The 16852-nt window shown below is 63.7% G+C and carries 15 protein-coding genes; 4 read left to right on the top strand and 11 right to left on the bottom strand.

The window, feature by feature from the left end:
• Position 1: 1 nt before the first annotated feature.
• The 11 genes from ABGT73_RS08395 to ABGT73_RS08345 all read right to left on the bottom strand — a co-directional run bounded on the left by ABGT73_RS08395 (position 2) and on the right by ABGT73_RS08345 (position 10666).
• Positions 2-343 carry a DUF2500 domain-containing protein gene (locus tag ABGT73_RS08395; protein ID WP_346669323.1) on the bottom strand — a complete coding sequence of 114 codons (342 nt, stop codon included), beginning with the start codon at positions 341-343 and terminating at the stop codon, positions 2-4.
• An 18-nt stretch (positions 344-361) separates the two neighbouring features.
• Entirely contained in the window at positions 362-1339 is a 978-nt protein-coding gene (locus ABGT73_RS08390) for a Gfo/Idh/MocA family oxidoreductase (RefSeq protein ID WP_346669322.1), read from the bottom strand.
• A 1-nt stretch (position 1340) separates the two neighbouring features.
• The gene (gene neuC, locus ABGT73_RS08385; protein ID WP_346669321.1) at positions 1341-2519 is read right to left on the bottom strand and encodes a UDP-N-acetylglucosamine 2-epimerase; all 1179 of its coding nucleotides are present in this window, start codon (positions 2517-2519) and stop codon (positions 1341-1343) included.
• A 54-nt stretch (positions 2520-2573) separates the two neighbouring features.
• Positions 2574-3569 (bottom strand): N-acetylneuraminate synthase, encoded by a 996-nt coding sequence (neuB, locus tag ABGT73_RS08380; RefSeq protein ID WP_346669320.1) that lies wholly within the window; start codon positions 3567-3569, stop codon positions 2574-2576.
• A gap of 23 nt (positions 3570-3592) precedes the next feature.
• The gene (locus ABGT73_RS08375; RefSeq protein ID WP_346669319.1) at positions 3593-4642 is read right to left on the bottom strand and encodes a nucleotidyltransferase family protein; all 1050 of its coding nucleotides are present in this window, start codon (positions 4640-4642) and stop codon (positions 3593-3595) included.
• A gap of 23 nt (positions 4643-4665) precedes the next feature.
• Positions 4666-5829 carry a LegC family aminotransferase gene (locus tag ABGT73_RS08370; protein WP_346669318.1) on the bottom strand — a complete coding sequence of 388 codons (1164 nt, stop codon included), beginning with the start codon at positions 5827-5829 and terminating at the stop codon, positions 4666-4668.
• Between the two features lie 169 nt (positions 5830-5998).
• Positions 5999-7018 (bottom strand): rod shape-determining protein, encoded by a 1020-nt coding sequence (locus tag ABGT73_RS08365; RefSeq protein WP_346669317.1) that lies wholly within the window; start codon positions 7016-7018, stop codon positions 5999-6001.
• Positions 7019-7108: 90 nt separating this feature from the next.
• Positions 7109-7663, bottom strand: coding sequence for a Maf family protein (locus ABGT73_RS08360; protein WP_346669316.1), 555 nt, complete (start codon positions 7661-7663; stop codon positions 7109-7111).
• A 94-nt stretch (positions 7664-7757) separates the two neighbouring features.
• The gene (dut, locus tag ABGT73_RS08355; RefSeq protein WP_346669315.1) at positions 7758-8204 is read right to left on the bottom strand and encodes a dUTP diphosphatase; all 447 of its coding nucleotides are present in this window, start codon (positions 8202-8204) and stop codon (positions 7758-7760) included.
• A gap of 9 nt (positions 8205-8213) precedes the next feature.
• Positions 8214-10292, bottom strand: coding sequence for a U32 family peptidase (locus tag ABGT73_RS08350; RefSeq protein ID WP_346669314.1), 2079 nt, complete (start codon positions 10290-10292; stop codon positions 8214-8216).
• Complete coding sequence (locus ABGT73_RS08345; RefSeq protein WP_346669313.1) at positions 10289-10666, bottom strand: cell division protein ZapA; 378 nt, start codon at positions 10664-10666, stop codon at positions 10289-10291. The genes ABGT73_RS08350 and ABGT73_RS08345 overlap by 4 nt, the downstream gene beginning before the upstream one ends.
• A 193-nt stretch (positions 10667-10859) precedes the next feature.
• Here ABGT73_RS08345 and ABGT73_RS08340 point away from each other — a divergent pair, with 193 nt between their 5' ends.
• The 4 genes from ABGT73_RS08340 (at position 10860) to ABGT73_RS08325 (ending at position 16852) form a co-directional block, all read left to right on the top strand.
• On the top strand, positions 10860-13337 hold the full coding sequence (locus ABGT73_RS08340; protein WP_346669312.1) for a glycogen/starch/alpha-glucan phosphorylase: 2478 nt from the start codon (positions 10860-10862) through the stop codon (positions 13335-13337).
• 71 nt (positions 13338-13408) lie between these two features.
• On the top strand, positions 13409-15259 hold the full coding sequence (locus ABGT73_RS08335) for a glycoside hydrolase family 13 protein (protein WP_346669311.1): 1851 nt from the start codon (positions 13409-13411) through the stop codon (positions 15257-15259).
• Positions 15260-15463: 204 nt separating this feature from the next.
• Positions 15464-15913, top strand: coding sequence for an NfeD family protein (locus ABGT73_RS08330; protein WP_346669310.1), 450 nt, complete (start codon positions 15464-15466; stop codon positions 15911-15913).
• A gap of 27 nt (positions 15914-15940) precedes the next feature.
• A complete protein-coding gene (locus ABGT73_RS08325; RefSeq protein WP_346669309.1) occupies positions 15941-16852 on the top strand; it encodes an SPFH domain-containing protein in 912 nt (303 codons plus the stop codon).

The following is a 16852-nucleotide window of genomic DNA, read 5'->3' as shown; positions in this document are numbered from 1 at the left end:
GTCAGACGGTGGAATCTCGGTCAAAGCCCAGATAGCGGGTGCCCTGAAAATGCAGCATGCCGCGATCGCCTTCGGCGATCAGGCCGGCATCCCGCCAGGGCAGACGCAGTTCCAGCCGGTCGCCGCTTTCAAACTGAAAGGTGGCGTAGTAGCTGGTGCTGCTGGTGTGGGTGCCGCCGTTGTAATGGTGCGCCCGGCGCCGGGCCACCACCGTGGCGGGCACGCTCAGGCGGGGGGACGCATTGTTCCGGGACCATTCCCGCAGATTGCGCACCAGGACCACCACAAAGACAATCACAAAAAGAAGAAAGAAAAGGTCGAAACCAAAGGCAGGAAAAAACATGGGAAACCTCCCGGTAACTCAGCCTCGTTCCACGGCGTCCATCAGGTCGATGGCCGCCAGGTCCTTTTCAAAGGTCCAGCGCGGTGCCTCGGTGCCCTTCAGCACACCGAAGAAGTTGGCCAGCTCGTCCACATAGGCGTTCTCCACGATGTTGTCGCTGTAGCGGCTGTCATGCTCAAAGCTGGTGTAGGTGTCCACCGGCTGCTTGTCGCCGTCCCGGAACTCGTACAGCGCCTTGGGGTTGCCCTCCCAGAACAGGTGCAGCCCATCGCCGAAGCACTCAAAGTTGCGCACCGCCTTGGGGGACACCACGTCCGCCGCCAGCACGCCCTGGGCGCCGCTCTTGTGGCGCAAAAGCAGGGTGGCGCAGTCGGGGTAGGGCAGGCCCAGGTCGCTGATGGAATCGGTCTGCACCGTCATCTTCTCCACATCCCCGAAGGCGTCCAGCAGCCAGGGCAGGTCGATGCCGAAAATCTCCCGCACGCCGCCGGTGCGCACGTTGCCCACAAAGAAGTTCTTGTAGTTCTCCCAGGGGTGCCAGTCGGGCAGGTACTGCCCGATGTGGTAGATGTAGTGCACGGGTTTGCCGAAATCCTGTACAGCCTTTTTGATGTACTGGGTCTCCCGGCGGTAGAGCATGGTGGAGGAGAGGAAGAGCGGCAGATGCTTTTCTTTGGCCTTGGCCATATTCTCGGCATAGCCGTCCCGCACCAGGTTCAGCTCGGTGAAAACCGGCAGGTCATGGTCCAGCAGCTCGCCGATGATCGCCGCATGGGACAGCGGCGAGGTGCAGACCAGCGCCGCATCGGGCCGGGCGGCGGCCACAGCCTCGCCGATGGACGCCCAGGCGTCGGTCACCAGGCCCAGGTCCTTGGCTTCGGCGCGGCGGGCGTCGGCGCTGTCCACGCCTACCACCTCAATGGCGGCGTCCATGCCCTTGGCCAGCCGGGCACGGCGCTTGCCCATGCTGCCCAGACCTACGATGAGAAGTTTCATATCAAACGCTCCTTTGCGGATCAAATGCCGGCACAGGGCCGTCATAGAAGGTTTTCACGGTTGTCCCGTCAAAGCGGTGCAGCACCGCGCAGATCTTGCCGCTGGTGTCGCCCCCGTTGTAGGGGCTGACGGCCGTGCGGGCCGCTGCCGCAAAAGCGGGGGAGAGGGCCTTGCGCAGGGCCGCCTCGATGGCAGCAGCCTCGGCGGGGCAGCACAGGACGTTGCGGCAGATCAGCCGCCCGGCCTGCCGCTGGCCGATGTTGACGGTGGGCACCCCGAAGGTGGGGGTCTCCACCACGCCGGAGGAGGAATTGCCCGCCACCAGCGCGGCATACTGCATGGCCGAGAGATACCGCCGCAGCCCGAGGCTCTGGATGAATCCCGCCCGTTCGGGGTGGGCGGCGGCAAATTCCTGCATTTTTCGGGTGCAGAGCTGGCCGCCCGCGTCGGCGTTGGAGCCGGTGATGAGCCAGAACACGCCGTCCACCGCCGCCATGGCGGTGCAGAGGGCTTTTACCTGGACGGCGGGGTCGGGGGCATCGGCGCTGGTCTCGGGGTGGTAGGTCACCAGGGCAAAGGGGCGTTCCAGCGGAAATCCCGTGGAGGCGCACAGTTCTTCCCGGGTCATCCTGGGCAGGGTGCGGATGTTCTCATCCCCCAGGCCGCCCACACAGAAGACCCGCCCAGGCTCCTCGCCCATCCGCACCAGCCGGGCGGCGCTGTCGGCGCAGGAGGGGAAATGCAGCGAAGCCATCTTGGTGATGCAGTGGCGGTAGTATTCGTCGGCGGCGCCCAGCGTCACGTCCCCGCCCGAAATGTGGGCGATGGGAATGTGCCGGGCCGCGGCCGCCGTGGCCACCGCAAAAATCTCGAAGCGGTCCCCCAGCAGCAGTACCCAGTCGGGGCGGTGGGCGGCAAAATAGTCGTCAAACACCGTCAGGGCGCGGGCGATGGTCCAGGCCACCGGCTCCTCCGCCTCCTGAAAGATGGGCAGCCGCGCGGCGATGGGCAGCCCGTCGGCCTCGATCTCCCGCACCGTTTCTCCCAGCCAGGGGCAGAGGTGGGCGCCGGTCACCACCAGCCGGAGCTGCAGCGAATCGTCCGCCGCCAGCTTGCGAAGGACGGGGCGCAGCAGGCCGTATTCCGCCCGGGTGGCGGTTACCACGCAGATGGTAGGCATACAGGGTCCTTTCTGCAGAGCGCGGCGGCAAAAACTTGCCGCCGCGGCTGTGTATCACAGTTCGATTTTTTCGTCTTCCTCAAAGGCGCGCTTGGCCGTCTGGCCCAGCACCTCGTACCAGCGCATGGGGCTGATGCCGTCGCCGGGACGCTTGGTGGTCAGGTTGTCGGCGGTGAAGACTTCGCCGGCCTGGATGGGCCGGGCCGCCACAATGCTCTTGCGGGCCACCGCCTTGTTGGGGGCCTCGCTGGCGGTCAGATGCTTGTGCCCGTCGCCCAGGGCCGCCTCCACATGGCGCACCGCCTGCACCATTGCCTTGAATTCGGCGGGGTCCAGGCTGGCCTGCTGGTCGGGACCGGGCAGGTTCTTGTCCAGCGTGAAGTGCTTTTCAATGACGGTGGCGCCCAGCACGGCGGCGGCCACATCGCACTCCCAGCCCGGGGTGTGGTCGGACAGCCCCACCGGCAGGCCAAACTGATCGAACAGTTCCAGCATGGCGGTCAGGTTGGCGTCCTCGTAGGGGGTGGGGTACTGGGTGTTGCAGTGCAGCACGGTGGCCTCGGGACAGCCGCCGTCATCCAGAATACCCAGGGCGTCGGTGATCTCGTTGAGGGTGCTCATGCCGGTGGAAAGCAGCACCGGCGTGTGCAGTTTCGCCACTTCCTCCAGGTAGGGCAGGTTGGTGATCTCGCCGGAGGGAATCTTGATGAGCGGCAAGTTCAGCGTGCCGAGAAACCGCACGCTGGGAATGTCGAAGGGGGCAGACAGATACTGAATGCCGATGCTGTCGCAGTATTCCTTCAGTTCCCGGTGGCCCTCAAAGGAAAAATGCAGCTTGCGGATCATATCCAGCTGGCTTTCCGAGGCATCGGTGGTCTTTTTCTGGTAGGCTGCTTTCTCGGCAAATTTGCTCACCACCAGTTCCGGCACGGCGGTCTGGTATTTCACAATGTCGGCGCCGCACTCCTTGGCCGCCAGCGCCATCCGCTTGGCCATCTCCAGGTCGCCGTTGTGGTTGACGCCGGCTTCGGCAATGATCGTAACGGGCATAGATCTTCTCCTTTATCTCTGCGTCAGGACTGGTTTTCCAGTTTGCGGCGCATTTTTTCCAGTTCCTCCAGCTGGCCCATATCCATCCAGCTGCTCTCTCCGATGGGGTAGACCCCCACCTTCTCGCCGGCGGCACGGTACCGCTCGATCACATCGGGGAAGCCGATGACCTCGCCGTCCTTCATCTCGTCCACCACACGGGGTTCCACCACGTAGACGCCGGTGTTGGTCAGGAAATCCAGTTCCGGCTTTTCCCGCATGGCGGCGATGCCGCCGTCCTGCCCCAGTTCCACCACGCCGTAGGGCACGGTGTAGTGCTTGAAGGCGCATACCATCGTGATCAGGTTGCCGTTTTTCTTGTGGTATTCGTAGATGTCGCCGAAATCCACATCCAGCAGCGTGTCGCAGTTTGTGAAGAAGAAGGGGGAATGGATCTTGCCCTTCAGAAGACAGAGCCCGCCGCCGGTGCCCATGAAGACCTCCTCGTCGGCAAAATCCACCGTGTAGTCCTTTTCCAGCTCGTTGAAATAGGACTTGATCATGCCGCGCTTATAGTTGACGATCATGGTGAACTGGCGGCAGCCGAAATCCCGGAACCGGTCCATGATCAGCTCGGCGATGGGCTGTTCGCCCACCGGGATCAGCGGCTTGGGCAGGATCTTGGTGTAGGGGTAGAGCCGGGTGCCCAGCCCCCCCGCCATCATGACCACCGGAATGTGGGTGTGTTTACGGTTGTCCACGTCCAGGCGGTAGGCAAAGACGATGTCGGTGATGACGCCCCGCTTGTCCAGGATGGGCAGCGCGTCGATACGGTGCTTCTGCAGCACCTCCCGGGCGCGGCCGCGCTCGGCGATGGGCAGGCTCAGCGGGTGGTAGTTGGCGGCCAGGCTGACAGCCTGGTCCGGCGTGCCGCCCCGCAGGAAAAATTTGCGGATGTCCCCGTCGGTCAGGGCCGCTTCCAGCTTGCCCTCCGGCGCGATGAACAGGATGCGCTGGCCGGTTTCATCCAGCTTGCGCAGCGCTTCCAGCACGGTGGCGTCGGCGGGCAGGAACAGTTCTTCTACTTGGATCAAAGGGAGATCCCCCTCTCGGTGGATTACAGGCAAAGGACAGCCTGGCAGACACGCTCGCAATCCTCGAGCGACAGGTTGGTGGAGCAGGGCAGGTTGACGATATATTTGCGGTACTCCTGGGCCTTGTCCAGGGCATAGGCCTCGTTGCGGGGGTAGTCGGCCTGTTCGTGAATCAGCGCCCACACCGGCCGGGTCTGGATGCCCTGGGCCTGCAGCTGGGCAATGACGGTATCCCGGTCAAGACCGGCGTCCTTCAGATAGAGGCTGAAGAACCAACGGTTGGGGCGCACATCTTCGGTGCGGAAGGGCAGGATGCGCAGACCCTTCACGCCGTCCAGCTTCTCCACATAGCGGTCGTAGAGTTCCTTCTTGTGGGCAATGAAACCTTCCAGCCGCTCCAGCTGGGCCAGGCCCAGGCAGGCCTGGACGTTGGTCATGCGGTAGTTGTAGCCCACCTCGTCGTGGAGGAACTGCAGCATGTCGGCCTTGGCCTGGGTGGAAAGATGCTTGGCATGCTCCGCCCAGTCGGGATGGTTGGACACCACGGCACCGCCGGCGCCGGTGGTGATGATCTTGTTGCCGTTGAAGCTGTAGCAGCCGATGTCGCCGATGGTACCGGCAAACTTGCCCGCAAAGGGCCCGGCGGTGTAGCGGGTGCCCAGGGCCTCGGTGGCGTCCTCGATGAGGACCAGGCCGTAGCGGCGGGCAATGTCAGTCAGGCGCACCATGTCGGCCATGTTGCCGAAGACATGCACGGCTTCCAGCGCCTTCACATGGGCGCCGGTGGCTTTGTTGTACAGCTTGCCCTCCCGCAGTTCGCAGTGATCCCGGCAGAAGGCTTCCACGGCGTCGGGGTCGATGCACAGGGAGTCGTCACAGCCGATGAAGACCGGCTCGGCCCCCACATAGCGGGTCAGCGGGTTGACGGCAGCGATGAAGGTCAGGGTGGGGACGATGACCTCATCCCCGCGGGTGATGCCGGCGGCCATGGCGGCCAGGTGCAAGGCGCTGGAACCGCCGTTGCATGCCACGGCGCGGTCGGTGCCCAGATAGCGGGCGAGGGCCTGCTCAAATTCGGTGACCTTGGCGCCGCTGGTGGAAACCCACCCGGAGGTGATGGCTTCGCCGGCCAGTTCGGCTTCCCGGGGCCCGAAGTTGGGCACCGAGAGGGGAATAAACTCAGACATACGGAATGCCTCCCTTTATCGTTACCGTCCAGGACGGTCTGAAAGTACACATATACATTCTTATTGTACTGCTTTTGCCCTTTTATGGCAAGAGAAAACCCGATTTTTCGCGCTGAAAACGAAAACGGGGACGCAGCCCTGCCGGCTGCGTCCCCGCATCCTTACCTTATCAAAGATAGCTCATTTCTTCCTTGCGCTTGCCCACCAGTTCGGGGTTATCCAGCACGGCGCCGGCGCCCAGGGCCACACAGTCCAGGGGGCTTTCCGCCACATGGACGGTGATGCCGGTCTCGTTCTGGACCAGGGTGTCCAGCCCCCGCAGCAGTGCGCCGCCGCCCGACAGCATGATGCCCCGGTCGATGATGTCGCTGGAAAGCTCCGGCGGGGTGCGTTCCAGCGTGTCCTTGATGGCATCCACAATGCGCAGCAGGTTCTCGCTCATGGCCTCCCGCACTTCCTCGGAGCGGATCAGGATGTCCTTGGGCAGACCGTCCACCAGGTTGCGGCCCTTGATCTCCATGCTGGTCTCGGGGTCCTGGGGGCAGGCGGAACCGATCTCGATCTTGATCTGCTCGGCGGTGCGCTCGCCCACCAAGAGGTTATACTTGCGCTTGATGAAGGCGATGATGCTCTGGTCCAGGGCATCCCCGGCGCAGCGCACGCTCTGGCTGGCCACAATGCCCGAAAGGCTGATGACCGCCACCTCTGCCGTGCCGCCGCCGATGTCCACGATCATGCTGCCCACGGCGTCGGTGGTGGGCAGGCCCGCCCCGATGGCGGCGGCCATGGGCTCCTCGATGACGGTGACCTGGCGGGCACCGGCCTTGGCGGCCGCCTGCCGCACGGCGCGGCGCTCCACCTCGGTGACGCCGGAGGGCACACAGATGACCACCCGCGGCCGGGCAAACAGGCTTCTGCCGCAGGCCTGGCGGATGAAACTCTGCAGCATGGCGGCGGTGATGTCAAAGTCGGCGATGACGCCGTCCTTCAGCGGCCGTACCGCCACGATGGACCCCGGCGCCCGGCCGATGACGGCCTTGGCCTCGTGCCCGACGCAGCGCACCCGCAGTTCGTCACTGCGGGGGTCCACCGCCACCACACTGGGCTCCCGCATGATGATGCCGCGGCCCTTCATATACACCAGCGTGTTGGCGGTGCCCAAATCAATGCCAATGTCCTTGGTAAACATAGCGTGTATTCTCCCGAAAAAACCTTTGAAAAAATGTCCGATCCAGCTCATGCACAGCTCCCTCGCTTGGGGGCCGCCCACAGCCGCATCTTACCGGAATTCCCGCAGCAGCTGCGCCGTACGATGCACCGGCAGCCCCATGATGTTGTAATAGCACCCCGCAATGCCCGCGCACCACAGCGCCGCGTGGCCCTGGATGGCGTAGGCTCCGGCTTTGTCGTAGGGTTCCGGCGTGCGCACGTAGGCCAGCAGATCCTCCTCGTCGATGGGGGAAAAGTGTACCAGCGTGGTTTCCACCGTGGCGGCGGCCCGGCTGCCGCGGCAGATGCACACCCCGGTATGTACCTTGTGGGTGCAGCCCGAAAGCGCGCGCAGCATCCGCAAAGCGTCGGCTTCATCGCGCGGTTTGCCGAACACCTTGCCGTTGCATTCCACCACCGTGTCAAACCCGCAGACCACATCCTCCGGATGGGACGCGGCGACGGCACGGGCCTTGGCCGTGGCCAGCGCCTGCGCCAGATGGGCAGGGGTGTCGGCCGCGATCTTGCTCTCGTCCACGTCACTGGTGATCACCGTGTAATCCGGGGCAATCAATGCCATCAGCTCGCGGCGCCGCGGGCTGCCGGAGGCCAGGATCAAAGCCATAGCGAAGTCCTTTCGTGTTCGATTATAGTCGCGCTCCGGCGTCGAAATCTGCCACACCGGCACGAGACTGGAAAATTTTGGAAATTGCTTGTCCTCACACCGTGCCGGTGGAGCCGAAGCCCCCCGCGCCGCGGTTGGTATCGCTCAGCGTTTCGGCCTGCACAAAGGCAGCCTGCCACACCGGCGCAATGCAGAGCTGGGCCACCCGCTCGCCGGGCTGGACCGTGTAGGGTTCGCCGCCCAGGTTGATCATGGGCACCCGGAGTTCCCCCCGGTAGTCGCTGTCGATGACCCCCACGCCGTTGGCCATGCACAGGCCGTACTTGATGGAAAGGCCGCTGCGGGCATAGACCAGCGCCACGCAGTCGGCGCCGGGCAGCTCGATGGCCAGCCCGGTGGGCACCAGCACCCGCTCCATGGGGGCGATGGTCAGCGGTTCGTCCAGCAGGGCGCACAGGTCGGCGGCCGCCGCGCCGGGGGTGGCGTAGACGGGCAGCTTGGCCCGGGGGTCCAGCTTTTTGCAGAAAACGGTCATTTGCATAAAAACCTCTCAGTTGTTGGTATAGTATAGCCCACGGGTGAACTCGCTGTCAAACGGCTGTCCGGCCGCCAGCAGCTCCAAAATCTGGGCGACCCGGGCAGGGGATTCGGTGGTGAAGGCGGCCACCGCCCCATCCACCGGCAGTTCGGTCATCCGGTCGCCCATATACAGCGGCACCGGGTTGAACACCGTGCGGATGCCCGCCCCGCCGGGGGCCGAGCAGGTCACCGTGAAATCCCGGCCCTTGCGGTCCCGCAGCGTGCCGCCGCCGGGACACTGGGCACAGCTGTGCACGTTGCGCAGCGGGCAGGCCCGGGTGAGCATCAGCGGAATGTGGCCGTAGCAGAGGGCCGCCGTGGGGATGGCCCGGCCATCCCGGACGGGGGCCACGGCCTGCATGGCGTTCACGGCCGTCTCGGGGTGGAGCAGCATTCCCTGCAGGCCCAGCTCAGCGTAGCGGGCGGCGGCCATGGGGTTGGTGATGTTCAGTCCCAGCCCGCCGTAGAGCGGCCAGTCTTTGGCCAGCAGCAGGTGGGCGGCGTTGTTGGCCACCGCTCCGGCAAAGCCGGCGCCCCGCAGGGCGTGCAGCCGCTGGGCGGTGCGCTCTTCCAGCTTGCCGAACATGACCCGGGGCAGTTCCAGCAGGGTCTTCTGCCGCCAGGTTTCGGGCACCTTGTCGGCCTCGTCCAGGGGGAAAATCAGCCACTGCAGCTGTTCTGCAAAGGCCGCGGGGCACTGGGCCACGGTGGAAAACCGGGCGGACAGGGCCGGCACGGCGCCCACCGTATGGGCGGCAAAATGGGGCGGCAGGTAGGGCTGCACCGGGTGGGGCGTGATGACGGAGCGCTTTTCCAGCAGCGTCTCCAGCGCTTCCCGGCGCAGCTCGTTCCAGACGCTGCCGGGCAGGAAACCAGGGGCGCCGGTGAGGGTGACGCCCGCGCAGAGGAACGGCGTACCGCCCGTCTTGCCCAGCGCCCGCTCAATGGCGGGGGTCTGGTCCTTCTGGGCGGGCTGGGGCGCTTCCTCACTGTAGACGATGGCCTTGTGGCCGTCCTCATCGGCGGCGGTCAGCTTGACGCCCTCCTCCTCGAAGAAAACGGTAAACCGCACGGGGATGCGCTGCAGCTCCCGGCGGAACAGCTCCCGCGCCTTGGGGGTGGCGGCCCGGGTGGCGGCGGCATCGGCCTCGGTGCGCACACCGAACATGGTGCCGTCGTTGCGGCCGGTCAGGTAGCCGTCGGTGAAGCCGGAGCGGGAGAAGATGTCCCGCAGCAGGGCTTCGTCGTAGGGCTGGCCCTCCCGCACCGCACGGCAGGCCGCCACACAGGCGGCGGCGTACTCCGGCGTGCGCAGGCGGCCCTCAATCTTGACGCTGGCCACACCGGCGTCCATCAGCTCCCGCAGATGGGGGATATGATCCATGTCCTTGAGGCTCAGATGGCAGGCCTTGCCCGGTTTGCCGGGGGCCAGCCCCGCCGAGGCATCAAAGGGCAGGCGGCAGGGGCCCGCACAGGCGCCCCGGTTGCCGCTGCGCCCGCCCAGGAAGGCGCTCATCATGCACTGGCCGCTGACGCTCATGCAGAGGGCACCGTGGATGAACACCTCGCACTCGATGGGGCTGGCGGCGCAGATGGCCCGGATCTCCTCCAGCGACAGTTCCCGCGCCAGGATGACCCGGTCGTAGCCCAGGGCCGCCAGTTCCTTCGCCCCGTCGGGGGTGTGCACGCTCATCTGGGTGGAACCGTGCAGATGCAGCGTGGGCGCGATCTGTTTGATCAGCTGGGCGGTGGCCAGGTCGTCGGCAATGACGGCATCGGCCCCCGCCTCGGCCACGGCGCGCACCGCGTCGGCCAGCCCTTCCAGTTCCCGGGCGTAGACAAGCGTGTTCAGCGTCACATGGACCCGCACGCCCCGGGCATGGCAGAAGGACACCGCCTCCCGCAGTTCCTCCGGCGTGAAGTTGCCCGCCGTGCGCCGGGCGTTGAAGCCGGTAAGCCCCAGATAAACAGCATCAGCGCCGCTGAAGACAGCGGCGCCAAGCATTTCACGATTTCCTGCGGGGGCCAGGATCTCCAGCGGGCGGCTCACGGAGCCTCCTGCGCGCTCTGCGAACGGCGCAGACGGCGTTCCAGCTCGTCGATGCGGCGCTTCAGCGAAGCGTTCTCCCGGCGCACTTCCTCGGCGGCCATCTTGGCGCTGGCGGCGTCTTCCAGGTAATCCTTGATCTGGCGGCGCATGTTGTCGGCGCTGCCGCTGGCCTTTTCCAGCTCGTCGCGGTAGTTCAGTGCCGTCATGACGGCGGCGGTGGTGATGGAGATGGAGTTGGAGGAGGCCATCAGCTCGTTCATATCCAGGTTCAGCCGGTCGGCCAGGTTCTGCATATAGTCCTCGCTCTCGGTGGTGTTGACCACATAGCTGGAACCGCAGATGTTCAGCCGCACTTTTGAGGTAGCCATTCCCATAAAAATTGTGCTCCTTCCTGCTGTATGTTCAAAATGAGCCCCGCGTCAGGGTGCAGGGAATTGAAAAATCTTACCAATATTATAATACAAAACGGTCTTTTGCAAAAGCCCTTTTTGTGGAAAAGTGTAAAAAAGCCGATAAACAGGCAATTTTCCCTTGCGCATTTAGCCAAACACGGCTATAATCAATAATATGGCAATTTTGAATGCCGTTAAACTTTCAGAAAAATCAGTGATCCCAAAACAAAACAGTAAGGAGAGAACGATTTTGAAATACACCAAGCGTGAGTTTGAGAAGCTGCTCAAGGACAAGCTGATGAGCGAATGCAATGTCACTCTGGACATGGCTTCCGCCGATCAGATCTACCGCTGCCTGGCCTCCATCACCCGTCAGATCATGTCTGACCGCCAGAAGCGGTTCCAGGCCAAGGTCCTGGGCGAGGGCAAGAAGCAGGTGTACTACCTGTGCATGGAGTTCCTCATGGGCCGCAGCCTGCGCACCAGCCTGTTCAACCTGGGCCTCAATGAGGTGGCCGAGAGCGTGCTGGCCGACGCCGACGTGAAGATCGATACCATCTACGACCAGGAGCCCGATGCAGGCCTGGGCAACGGCGGTCTGGGCCGTCTGGCTGCCTGCTACCTGGACGGCATGGCCACCGACTGCATCCCCGGCACCGGCTACTCCATCCTGTACGAGTACGGCATCTTCAAGCAGAAGATCGTGGACGGCTGGCAGCAGGAAACCGCCGACAACTGGCTGCCCGGCGGCCAGGTGTGGATCAAGTCCCACCCCGACCAGGCCCAGGAGATCCGCTTTGACGGCCAGGCCATCGAGACCTGGGAGGGCGGCTTCCATCACGTGAAGTACGAGAACTACAACTCGGTCATCGCCGTGCCCAACGATATGTACGTGGCCGGTTACGGCAGCCAGGGTGTTTCCAAGCTGCGTCTGTGGCAGGCCAAGGCGCCCAGCTTCGATATGAGCAGCTTCAACGCCGGCAACTACAACACCGCCATCAGCCAGTCCGCTTCCGCCGAGCTGATCTCCAAGATCCTCTACCCCAACGACAACCACACCGAGGGCAAGATCCTGCGTCTGCGCCAGCAGTATTTCTTCTCGGCCGCTTCCATTGCGGACATCCTGCAGAATCACCTGAACCAGTACGGCACGCTGGACAACCTGCCCGACAAGGTGGCCATCCAGCTCAACGATACCCATCCCACTGTGGCCATCCCCGAGATGATGCGCATCCTGCTGGATGAGTGCAGCTACGACTGGGATACCGCCTTCGACATCTGCCGCAAGGTGTTCGCCTACACCAACCATACCGTCATGAGCGAAGCGCTGGAGAAGTGGAACGCCGACATCTTCCGCAGCACGCTGCCCCGTATCTGGCAGATCGTCTGCGAGCTGGACCGCCGCTGCCGCATCGAGCTGGAGAAGGCCTTCCCCGGCGACTACGGCAAGATCAACTATATGGCCATCCTGGGCGACAACCAGGTCCGCACCGCCAACATCTGCGCCTATGTGTGCCACGCCATCAACGGTGTGTCCAAGCTGCACAGCGAGATCATCAAGGACAGCGTCTTCCACGACTACTACCTGTTCAAGCCCAAGGCCTTCAAGAATGTCACCAACGGCATTGCCTACCGCCGCTGGCTGCTGGCTTCCAACCCCGGCCTGACCAACCTGCTGGAGGAGACCATCGGCGAGGGCTTCAAGACCGACGCCTCCGAGCTGAAGAAGTTCGAGAAGTACGCCGACGATGCCGCCGTGCTGGACAAGCTGGCCCAGGTCAAGCATGAGAACAAGGCCACCTTTGCCAACTACCTGCAGAAGGCCACCGGCCAGGTCATCGATCCCAGCTCCATCTTTGACTGCCAGGTCAAGCGGATGCACGAGTACAAGCGTCAGCACCTGAACGCGCTGAACATCGCGGCCGAGTACCTCTACCTGAAGAACAACCCCAACGCCGAGTTTACGCCCAAGACCTACATCTTCGGCGCCAAGGCAGCCCCCGGCTACTACATGGCCAAGCAGATGATCCGGATGATCTGCAAGCTGGGCAAGATGATCGACGAGGATCCCGCCGTGCGCGACAAGCTGCGCGTGGTCTACCTGGAAGATTACTGCGTCACCCTGTCCGAGCGGCTGATGCCCGCCTCGGAAGTGTCCGAGCAGATCTCTCTGGCCGGCACCGAGGCTTCCGGCACCGGCAACATGAAGTTCATGCTCAACGGCGCCATCACGCTGGGCACCCTGGACGGTGCCAACGTGGAGATCGCCGATGCCGCCGGTCATGACAACGAGATCATCTTCGGCATGCTCACGCCGGAAGTGAACGCGCTGAAGGGCATGGGCTATCATCCCTCCGCCTTCATCTCGGGCGACAACACCGCCATGGCCGTTCTCGACATGCTGGAGAAGGGCTGGAACGGCGAGAACTTCAGCGAAGTGACCAACAACCTGCGCAACTCCGACCCGTATATGGTCATGGCGGACTTCAAGGATTACCGCCGTGCCCAGCAGATGGTGCAGCAGCTGTACCAGGACAAGAAGAAGTGGAACCACATGAGCCTGATGAACATTGCCAATGCGGGCATCTTCAGCGCCGACCGTTCCATCATGGATTACGCGCGCGACATCTGGGGCGCCACGCCGGTCAAATAATTTCCCTGTACACTTTTGCTGCCGCGGCCGCCTGACCGCGGCAGTTTTTACTTCTGAACAGGGGGCTTTGTATGCCGCATACCTTTTACAACAGTTTTGACCCTGCCTGCAAGACGCCCTTCGGGGCCATCGAGGCGGGGCAGGAGGTCACCTTTGTGCTGACGGTGCCGGAGCAGCTGGGCTATGTGGATCCGCACCTGGTGCTGACCAAGGACAAGGAGGACCCCGTCCATTACCGGATGACCTTCACCGGCCAGACGCCGCAGGTCAACCATTTTACCTTCACCATCGCGCCCACCACGCCGGGGCTGTACTTCTATTATTTCGACCTGTACACCGACTTCCGCAAGATCTACCGCGGCAACGGCGGGGAAGGGGTGCTCAGCTGGACGGGCGGTGCCAGCTGGCAGCTCACCGTCTACGAGAAGGGTTTCACCACGCCGGACTGGTTCCGCAACGGCACCATGTACCAGATCTTCCCCGACCGGTTCTGCGAGGGTGTGCCCAACAAGCCCATGCCCTTTGCCGACCGCATCTACCGGGCCGACAAGACCGGCGAGCCCTACTTCTGGCCCACCGAGCAGGACGACGGCTACCTGAACATGGACTACTACGGCGGCGACTTCGCGGGCATCCAGCAGAAGCTGCCCTACCTGCGGGACCTGGGCGTGACCTGTATCTATCTGAACCCCATCTTTGAGGCCCACGCCAACCACCGGTACAACACCGCCAACTATCTGAAGGCCGACCCGCTGCTGGGCACCAACGAGGACTTCGCCGCCCTCTGCAAGGCCGCCCGGAAGGAAGGCATCCGCATCATTCTGGACGGCGTGTTCAGTCACACCGGTTCGGATTCGGTGTATTTCAATCGGGAGGGCCGCTACGGTCCCGGCGGCGCCTACCGTGACCGCCATTCCCCCTACCGCAGCTGGTACGATTTCGACTCGGGCTACCCCAGCGGCTACCGCTGCTGGTGGGGCTTCGAGACGCTGCCCGAGGTACAGGAAGATTCGCCTTCCTACGAGGAATTTGTCTGCGGCAAGGGCGGCGTCATCGATACCTGGCTGAACCTGGGCGCCTCCGGCTTCCGGCTGGATGTGGCCGACGAACTGCCCGATGCCTTCATCGAGAAGATCCGGCAGGCCGTCAAGGCCCACGGGGAGGACAAACTCCTCCTGGGCGAAGTGTGGGAGGACGCCACCACCAAGGAAGCCTGGGGCAAGCGGCGGACCTACCTGCGGGGCAAGGGACTGGACAGCGTCATGAACTATCCCTTCCGCAGCGCGGTGCTGGACTACCTCCGGGGCGCCGACGTGGCGGCGGTGGCGGAACAGCTGATGACCATCTGCGAGAACTACCCGCCGCCGGCGCTGCACTGCCTGATGAACTTCCTCTCCACCCACGACACCGAACGGGCACTGACCGCCATTGCCGGCGAACCCGCCAACGGGCGGGACCGTTTCTGGCAGAGCGGCCGCCGCATCGCCCCCTCCAAGGTGGACGAGGGGCTGCGCAGGCTGCTGCTGGGCTACGCTATGATCTTCACGCTGCCCGGCGTGCCCTGCGTCTATTACGGCGATGAGATCGGCATGCAGGGTTACCGGGATCCCTTCAACCGCGCCTACTTCGACTGGAACTCCACCGAGGAACGGCTGCGCGGTCCCATGAAGAACCTGGCCCGGCTGCGCAAGGGCTGCGACGCCTTTGACGGCGGCAGCTTCGAGATCGTCCGGGCGGAGGGGGATGTGCTGCACTACCGCCGGGTGGGCAAGACCCAGACGGCGGAGATCATCCTCAACCGCGGCCCGCACCTGCTGGCCGAGACCGCTTTCGGAAAATCCACCGAGGTCAACCCCGGCGGGTTCACCGTCCTGGTGGAGGACAACGCTCCCCTGCATGTGGGATATTTTTCCATCTACTGATTCTTTCCAGAGCTCCGGCGGGAAACCGCCGGAGCTTTTGTCGGTACAGCGGGAAAACCGGCGCCGCCCGGACAGCAAGCCCCGTCAAATTGCACAGAAAAAGCAGAAAACGGACGGAAATTTTACATGTAAAAATCTTGACAGTACCAGCCGGTCATGTTAGAGTGTTGACAAAGCATACGATACGGAAGGAGGTTCCGTCTTATGTCGGCTGAAACGTTGTTCTGGCTGATCGCTGTGATCGCCTTTGTGGTGCTGGAAGCCGCCACCACGGCCCTGGTCTCTGTCTGGTTCGCGGTGGGGGCGGCGGCCGCTCTTGTGGTCAGTTTCTTCACCCCGTCGTTGCCGGTGCAGGCCGTGGTGTTTGCTGTTGTGTCGGCGGTGACGCTGCTCTTCATGGTGCCCACCCTGGCCAAGCGCCGCAAGGAGCGCAAAGCCCCCGTCACCAACGGCTCGCCGCTGACCATCGGCAAGCAGGGTGTGGTGCTGGTGGACATCAACCCCGGCTACCTGGGCCGGGTGCGGGTGGACGGCCTGGACTGGCAGGCCCGTGCCGAGGTGCCCATGCCCAAGGATACGCCCTGCCGGGTAACCGATGTGGACGGGGCGGTTCTGATTGTGTGTCCGGTGACCGTGCAGACGGCCACCGCCTGAAAACGGAAAAGAGAGAAGGAGGTCCCTATGCCACTGCTGATTTTTGCCATTATCCTGATCCTGATTCTGATCATTCTGGTGCGCTGCATTGTCATCGTGCCCCAGTCCAACGCCTACGTCACCGAGTGGCTGGGCGTTTACAAGGACACCTGGGGAGCCGGCCTGCACATCCGCACCCCCTTTGTGGAGCGTGTCTCCCGCAAGGTCTCCCTCAAGGAGGAAGCGGCGGATTTCCCGCCCCAGCCGGTCATCACCCGTGACAACGTCACCATGATGATCGACACCGTCGTCTTCTTCCAGGTGTTTGACGCCAAGCTCTATGCCTACGGCGTCAACCGTCCCATCCAGGCCATCGAGAATCTGTCCGCCACCACCCTGCGTGACATCATCGGTTCCATGACGCTGGACGAAACGCTGACCAGCCGGGATGCCATCAACACCCGCATCACCGCCAGCCTGGACGAATCCACCGACCGCTGGGGCATCAAAGTTAACCGGGTGGAGCTGAAAAACATCGAACCGCCGCTGGAAATCCGCCAGGCCATGGAAAAGCAGATGAAGGCGGACCGTGAGAAGCGCGCTTCCATCCTGCTGGCGGAAGGCGAAAAGCAGGCGGCCATCACCCGCGCCGAAGGCGAGAAGGAATCGGCCATCCTGCGGGCCGAGGCCGTGAAGCAGCAGCGCATCCGTGAGGCGGAAGGCGAGGCCCAGGCGCTGCTCACCGTGCAGAAGGCCCAGGCAGATGCCATCCGGCTCATCAACGAAGCCAACCCCAACCACAACTTCCTGGCGCTGCGCAGCATGGAAGCCATGGAGAAGGTGGCGGACGGCAAGGCCACCAAGCTCATCGTGCCCAGCGATATGCAGAACCTGGCGGCCACCGTGGCGGCCATCCAGGAGATCTCCGGCGGCGCAGCCGGGGCAGCGGCCACCAAGTAA

This window comes from uncultured Subdoligranulum sp., from assembly GCF_963931595.1.
Taxonomy (GTDB): Bacteria; Bacillota; Clostridia; order Oscillospirales; family Ruminococcaceae; genus Gemmiger.
This window is presented reverse-complemented; position numbering and strand designations above follow the sequence as displayed.